The following is a 6,765-nucleotide window of genomic DNA, read 5'->3' on the forward strand; positions in this document are numbered from 1 at the left end:
ATCACCGGCAAGCGGCATGATTTCCGCATCGGCTATGACGTGGGGTTCGACGGCGAAGGCCGCATCACCGGCATCGACTTTACGCAAATCACACGCTGCGGCTGGGCGCTGGACCTCTCGATCCCCGTCGCCGACCGCGCCATGCTGCATGCCGACAATGCCTATCACCTGCCCGCCGCGCGGATCACCTCGCACCGGCTGAAGACCAATACCCAATCCGCCACCGCCTTTCGCGGCTTCGGCGGCCCGCAAGGCGTGCTGGGGATCGAGCGGGTGATGGACCACATCGCAGCCACCCTCGGCCTTGATCCGGTGACGGTCAGGCAGCGCAATTACTATGCCGCGATGACCGAAACAGACGCGCCACGGCCCAGCGGCGCGCAACGCTATGGCGGGGAATTCTCGCCCAAGGCTGCCCTGCAGACCACCCCCTACCACATGCCCGTCAGCGACTTCATCCTGCACGAGATGACGGACAGCCTGCTGACCATGGCCGACTATCAGGGCCGTCGCGCGGCAATTGCCGACTGGAACGCCGCACAGCCGATCCTGAAGCGCGGCATCAGCTTTTCGCCGGTCAAATTCGGGATCTCCTTCACGCTGACCCACCTCAATCAGGCGGGGGCGCTGGTGCATGTCTATCAGGACGGATCGGTCCATATGAACCACGGCGGGACCGAGATGGGGCAAGGCCTGTTCCAGAAGGTCGCACAGGTCGCCGCCAGCCGTTTCGGGATCGACGTGAGCCACGTCAAGATCACCGCCACCGACACCGGCAAGGTGCCCAATACATCGGCCACCGCCGCATCCTCGGGGTCGGACCTGAACGGCATGGCCGTTGCCAATGCCTGCGACACCATCCGCGACCGGATTGCCGCCTGTCTGGCAGACCTGCATCAATCACGGGTCGAGGACGTGCACTTCGCAGACGGCAAGGTCACCGTCGGCGGGGTGGACATGACCTTCGCCGAAGCCGCCCGGACCGCCTATCTCAACCGCGTCAGCCTGTCCGCCACGGGGTTCTACAAGACGCCTGACCTGTCATGGGACCGGATCAAGGGCGAGGGGCGGCCCTTCTTCTACTTCGCCCAAGGGGCCGCCATCACCGAGGTCGTCATCGACACGCTGACCGGCGAGAACCGCATCCTGCGCACGGATATCCTGCACGATGCGGGCGCCTCGCTGAACCCCGCACTGGATATCGGGCAGGTCGAAGGGGCCTATGTGCAGGGTGCCGGCTGGCTGACGACCGAGGAACTGGTCTGGGACGATAAAGGCCGCCTGCGCACCCATGCGCCTTCGACCTACAAGATCCCCGCCTGCTCGGACCGGCCCGACGTATTCAACGTGGCCCTTTGGGATCAACCCAACCCCGCGCAGACGATCTACCGCTCCAAGGCGGTGGGCGAACCACCCTTCATGCTGGGCATCTCGGCCTTTCTTGCCCTGTCCGATGCCTGTGCGGCCTGCGGCCCCGCCTACCCCGACCTGCAAGCCCCCGCCACAGCCGAGGCGGTGCTGGCAGCCGTCAAAAGGGCGCGCGGATGAGCAGCGCAATCCGCATCACCGTGACCCGCACCGCAGGCTCTGTCCCGCGCGAGGCAGGCACGCAGATGCTGGTCTGGGCGGACCGCACGCAAGGCACCATCGGCGGCGGCACGCTGGAATGGGAGGCCATGGCCGAAGCGCGACGGATGCTGGCCGAGGCGCGCGAAAGCTTCACCGCCACCTACCCCTTGGGTCCCGCGCTGGGCCAGTGCTGCGGCGGATCGGTCACGCTGTCTTATGAAGCGGCCGAGACGCTGTCCGCACCCGACCGCCGCCCGCTCTGGATCTGGGGGGCGGGCCATGTGGGGCGCGCGATTGTGCACGTCATGGCCCCTCTGCCGCATTTCGAGATCACATGGGTCGATACCGCGCCCGACCGCTTTCCCGAAACCAGCGTGACGACCCTTGTCGCCGCAGACCCCGTCCGCGCCGTCAATCACGCCCCCGACGCGGCCGAGCACCTGATCCTGACCTATTCCCACGAGATCGACCTTGCGCTTTGTCACGCGCTGCTGTCGCGGCCCTTCGGCAGCATCGGGCTGATCGGATCGGCGACGAAATGGGCGCGCTTTCGCAGCCGTCTTGCCGCCCTTGGCCACCCGCCTGCCCAAATCGCGCGCATCGCCTGCCCGATCGGCGACCCGCGCCTTGGAAAACACCCCGCAGAGATTGCGCTTGGCGTCGGGGCCGCCATGATCGCACGCACCCGCAGCGCCACGAGGGACCGTTCCGCATGACAGAACCGCTTCTGCGCCTTTCCGGTCTGACCAAAGCCTACCCCGGCGTGGTGGCGAACAAGGATGTATCCTTCGATATCGGACAGGGCGAGGTGCACGCGCTTCTGGGTGAGAACGGCGCGGGCAAATCGACGCTGGTGAAAACCATCTACGGGCTGGTGAAACCAGACGCCGGCACCATGACGCTGCAAGGCAAGCCCTTCGCCCCCGCCGAACCGCGCATCGCGCGGGCATCCGGCATCGCGATGGTCTTCCAGCATTTCTCGCTTTTCGATGCGATGAACGTGGCCGAGAACATCGCGCTCGGCATGGAAAACCCGCCACGGCAGGCCGAAATCGCGGCACAGGTGCGCAAGGTGTCGGACCTTTATGGCCTGCCGCTCGACCCTGACCGGATTGTCGGCGATCTCTCGGCAGGGGAACGCCAGCGGGTCGAGATCATCCGCTGCCTGTTGCAGGACCCCAAGCTTTTGATCATGGACGAGCCGACCTCGGTGCTGACCCCGCAAGAGGTGCAGATCCTGTTCGAAACCCTGCGCAAGCTGGCGGCAGAGGGCACCGCGATCCTCTATATCTCGCACAAGCTGGAAGAGATCCGCGCGCTTTGCGACACCGCCACCGTCCTGCGGCTGGGTCAGGTCGTGGGCACCTGCGATCCGCGCGCGACCTCGGCCCGAGACATGGCCGAACTGATGGTCGGCACGACACTGCACGTCCCCGAAAAGGCCCCGCGTCCGGAAGGCGCGGTCGTGCTGGCGCTGAATGACCTTTCCGCCCCCGCCCCGCACCGATTTGGCACGCCGCTGCGCAACATCACGGTCGAGGTCAAGAAGGGCGAGGTGCTGGGCATCGGCGGCGTCGCGGGCAATGGTCAGGACGAATTGGTCGCGGCCCTGTCGGGTGAAATGCGCACAGGGCGCGAGATGATCCGCTACAAGGGCAAGGGCATCGGCAACCTGCCCCCCAATGCAAGGCGCAAGGCGGGGCTGCTGGCCGCCCCCGAGGAACGCATGGGCCATGCCGCCGCCCCGGACATGAGCCTGACCGAAAACGCGATCCTGACGGCGACCACCCGCGAGGGGCTGACCCGACACGGCTTTCTGCAATGGGGCAAGGCGCGTGCCTTCGCCGAAGCGGTGATCAAGCAGTTCGACGTGCGCACCCCCGGACCCAACAACGCGGCAAGGTCATTGTCGGGCGGAAACCTGCAGAAATTCGTGATCGGACGCGAGATCATGCAGGCCCCCGAGGTCCTGGTCGTGAACCAGCCGACATGGGGCGTCGATGCATCCGCCGCCGCTGCGATCCGGCAGGCACTGCTGGATCTGGCCGCGACGGGATCGGCGGTGATCGTTATCAGCCAGGATCTTGATGAATTGATGGAAATCTCCGACCGCTTCGCCGCCCTGAACGAAGGCCGGCTGTCCGCCCCCCGCCCCGCCCAAGGGCTGAGCATCGACGAGGTCGGCCTGATGCTGGGCGGCGCACATGACATGGAGGTCGCGCATGTGGATGCCTAAGGATGCCTCCGGCGGGAGTATTTCGCGCAAAGCGAGGCAGGGGGCGTGCGCGCGATGATCAGACTTGAGAAACGCCCCCAGCCGTCGCGTGCATGGGTCTTTGCGACGCCGGTGCTGGCGGTGCTGCTGACGATGTTTGTCGGCGGAATTCTCTTCGCCGCCCTCGGGCAGAACCCCTTCGCGACGATCCGCACCATTTTCTTCGATCCGCTGTTTTCGGAATTCGCGTGGTTCTATCGCCCGCAACTTTTGATCAAGGGCGCGCCTTTGGTGTTGATCGCGATCGGCCTGTCGTTCGGCTTTCGTGCAGGCATCTGGAACATCGGGGCCGAGGGGCAATACATCATCGGCGCGCTTTGCGGTGCGGCGGTGGGGCTGGCCTTTTATCCGACCGAAAGCGTCATCATCTTCCCGCTGATGGTCGTGGCGGGCGCCTTGGGCGGCTTTGCATGGGCGATGATCCCGGGTGTGTTGAAGGTCCGGTTCGGCACCAATGAAATCCTCGTTTCGCTGATGCTGGTCTATGTGGCCGAGCAATTGCTGGCCTCGATGGCCCTTGGCGCCTTGCGCAACCCTGATGGCATGGGCTTTCCCGGCAGCCGGAACCTTGCGCAATACGACAGCGCCACCAGCTGGATCAGCCGGAGCGCGGGGATGCATTGGGGTGTGATCACGGCTTTCATCGCGGTGATCGTGGCCTATATCGCGCTGTCGCGTCACATCTTCGGCTTCAATGTGCGGCTGTCGGGCCAAAGCCCGCGCGCCGCGCGCTTTGCGGGCGTGAACCCCGCGCGGCTGATCCTGATCTGCATGGGGCTGTCGGGGGGGCTTGCCGGGATGGCGGGCCTTTTCGAGATCGCAGGTCCCGCCGGTCAGGTCAGCATCGACTTCAACGTGGGCTACGGCTTTACCGCGATCATCGTGGCTTTTCTGGGTCGCCTGCATCCCGTCGGGATCCTGCTGGCGGGCGGGCTGATGGCGCTGACCTATATCGGCGGCGAAATCGCGCAGTCGAACCTCGGTTTGCCGCTGGCGGCGATCCAGCTTTTGCAGGGGATGCTCTTGTTTTTCTTGCTCGCGGTGGACGTGCTGACCAATTACCGCATCCGCATCGGCAAGGGAGAACCGGCATGACCGACACCGCCCCCTTGCGCGAAAACATCATCGAGGCGGTGTTCCGGCCCGTCATCGCCTTCCTTGTCGGGATCGTCCTTGGTTATACCGTGCAACTGGCGGGCATCACCGGCTGGCCCATCGCCATCGCCTATACAGCGATCCTCGCCGGTCTGGTGCTGGCCTCGGTCTGGCTTTACGAGCGCCTGCGCAGGGTATCGGACTGGCTGTTCGAGGCAACCGGCCTTGGTGCGGGACTGCGGCAGCAGCTTGCGACACCGCCGCAACGGCGCAAGCATTGGGTCGTGCGTTTCGGCTGGATCGTCGCGCTGCTGATCGGCTTTGTTGCGGTCACCCTCTTTCCGGACGAGGTCATGCAATGGCTTTAGCCCGCAATCACCGAAGGGCTTTGTGATGGACCTGTCGTCGATCAACCCGATCCTGCTTTTGGCCTCGCTCATGGTGGCGGCGACGCCGATCCTGCTGGCCGCCATCGGCGAGCTGGTGGTGGAGCGCGCAGGCGTCCTGAACCTCGGGGTCGAGGGGATGATGATCACCGGCGCCGTCTGCGGTTTCGTGGTGGCGGTGAATACCGGATCACCCTGGGCGGGGTTCATCGGGGCGGCTGTCGGCGGCGCGCTCTTGTCGCTGGTCTTCGGGGTGCTGACGCAGTTCATGCTATCCAATCAGGTGGCCACGGGGCTGGCGCTGACGCTGTTCGGGCTCGGCCTTTCGGCGCTGCTGGGACAGGGCTATATCGGGATCAAGGCCCCCGACTTTCCCGACTGGCACGTCCCGCTTCTGGGCGACATCCCCGTCATCGGACCGATCGTCTTTCAGCATGATCCGATGGTCTATGTCGGCATCCTGATCGTCGCCGGGGTCTGGGCCTTCCTGACATACAGCCGCGCCGGCCTGATCCTGCGGGCGGTGGGTGAAAACCACGAGGCCGCCCATGCGCTGGGCTATCACGTCGTGCGGGTGCGGCTGCTGGCGATCATGTTCGGCGGGGCCTGCGCGGGGCTTGGCGGGGCCTATCTGTCCCTTGTCCGCGTGCCGCAATGGACCGAAGGCATGACCGCGGGCGCGGGCTGGATCGCGCTGGCCATCGTCGTCTTCGCAAGCTGGAGGCCGTGGCGGCTTTTGCTGGGTGCCTATTTGTTCGGCGGTGTCACCGTTTTGCAGTTGAACCTGCAGGCAGCCGGTGCCGCAATCGGGGTCGCCTATCTTTCCATGGCCCCCTATCTGGCAACGATCGCGGTTCTTGTTATTATGCGTGCCGGACGAACGCCCGGGTCACTGGGGCAATCTTTCCACGCCTCGCGCTAGAGGCATCAACACCACCAAGGGGATAACGATGACAATGAAGAAAATTCTGACCGGTGCGACCCTCGCACTCGGCATGGCAACAGGGGCTGCGGCCGACGGGCATGAACCCGTCACCGTGGGGTTCGTCTACGTCGGGCCGATCGGCGACGGCGGCTGGACCTATGAACACGACAAGGGCCGTCTGGCCATCGAAGAGCACTTCGGCGATGCGGTCGAGACCGTCTATGTCGAAAGCGTGCCCGAAGGCCCCGACGCCGTGCGCGTGATGACCCAGATGGCGCTGCAGGGTGCCGACCTGATCTTCACCACCTCTTTCGGCTACATGGACCAGACCATCGAGGTCGCATCCCAGTTCCCTGACGTGAAGTTCGAGCACGCCACAGGCTACAAGCGCGCCGACAACGTCTCGACCTACTCGGCCCGCTTCTATGAAGGCCGCGCGATCCAGGGGCACATCGCCGGCCACATGACCGAAAGCAACATCATCGGCTACATCGCCTCCTACCCGATCCCCGAGG

7 protein-coding genes are annotated in these 6,765 nt (G+C 65.2%); all 7 read left to right on the top strand.

The annotated features are described in order from the left end of the window. Positions 1 to 1,548 (top strand): xanthine dehydrogenase molybdopterin binding subunit (locus V7N12_RS13110; RefSeq protein ID WP_333715067.1); only part of this gene is annotated, 1,548 nt, incomplete at its 5' end. Further along, positions 1,545 to 2,285, top strand: a complete 741-nt coding sequence (gene xdhC / locus V7N12_RS13115) for a xanthine dehydrogenase accessory protein XdhC (protein WP_333715068.1) — start codon at positions 1,545 to 1,547, stop codon at positions 2,283 to 2,285. The genes V7N12_RS13110 and xdhC, both read left to right, overlap by 4 nt. Then, positions 2,282 to 3,805: an ABC transporter ATP-binding protein gene (locus V7N12_RS13120; RefSeq protein WP_333715069.1), complete on the top strand. Its 1,524-nt coding sequence runs from the start codon at positions 2,282 to 2,284 to the stop codon at positions 3,803 to 3,805. Before xdhC ends, V7N12_RS13120 begins: the two co-directional genes overlap by 4 nt. A 54-nt stretch (positions 3,806 to 3,859) precedes the next feature. After that, the gene (locus V7N12_RS13125) at positions 3,860 to 4,939 is read left to right on the top strand and encodes an ABC transporter permease (RefSeq protein WP_333715070.1); all 1,080 of its coding nucleotides are present in this window, start codon (positions 3,860 to 3,862) and stop codon (positions 4,937 to 4,939) included. Beyond that, positions 4,936 to 5,307, top strand: coding sequence for a hypothetical protein (locus V7N12_RS13130; RefSeq protein ID WP_333715071.1), 372 nt, complete (start codon positions 4,936 to 4,938; stop codon positions 5,305 to 5,307). The genes V7N12_RS13125 and V7N12_RS13130 overlap by 4 nt, the downstream gene beginning before the upstream one ends. 25 nt (positions 5,308 to 5,332) lie before the next feature. Then, positions 5,333 to 6,247, top strand: a complete 915-nt coding sequence (locus V7N12_RS13135; RefSeq protein WP_333715072.1) for an ABC transporter permease — start codon at positions 5,333 to 5,335, stop codon at positions 6,245 to 6,247. A 28-nt stretch (positions 6,248 to 6,275) separates the two neighbouring features. Further along, a partial coding sequence (locus tag V7N12_RS13140; protein WP_333715073.1) for a BMP family ABC transporter substrate-binding protein occupies positions 6,276 to 6,765 on the top strand: 490 nt, incomplete at its 3' end.

The organism is Yoonia sp. (assembly GCF_036770585.1).
In the GTDB taxonomy this organism is placed as follows: domain Bacteria; phylum Pseudomonadota; class Alphaproteobacteria; order Rhodobacterales; family Rhodobacteraceae; genus Yoonia.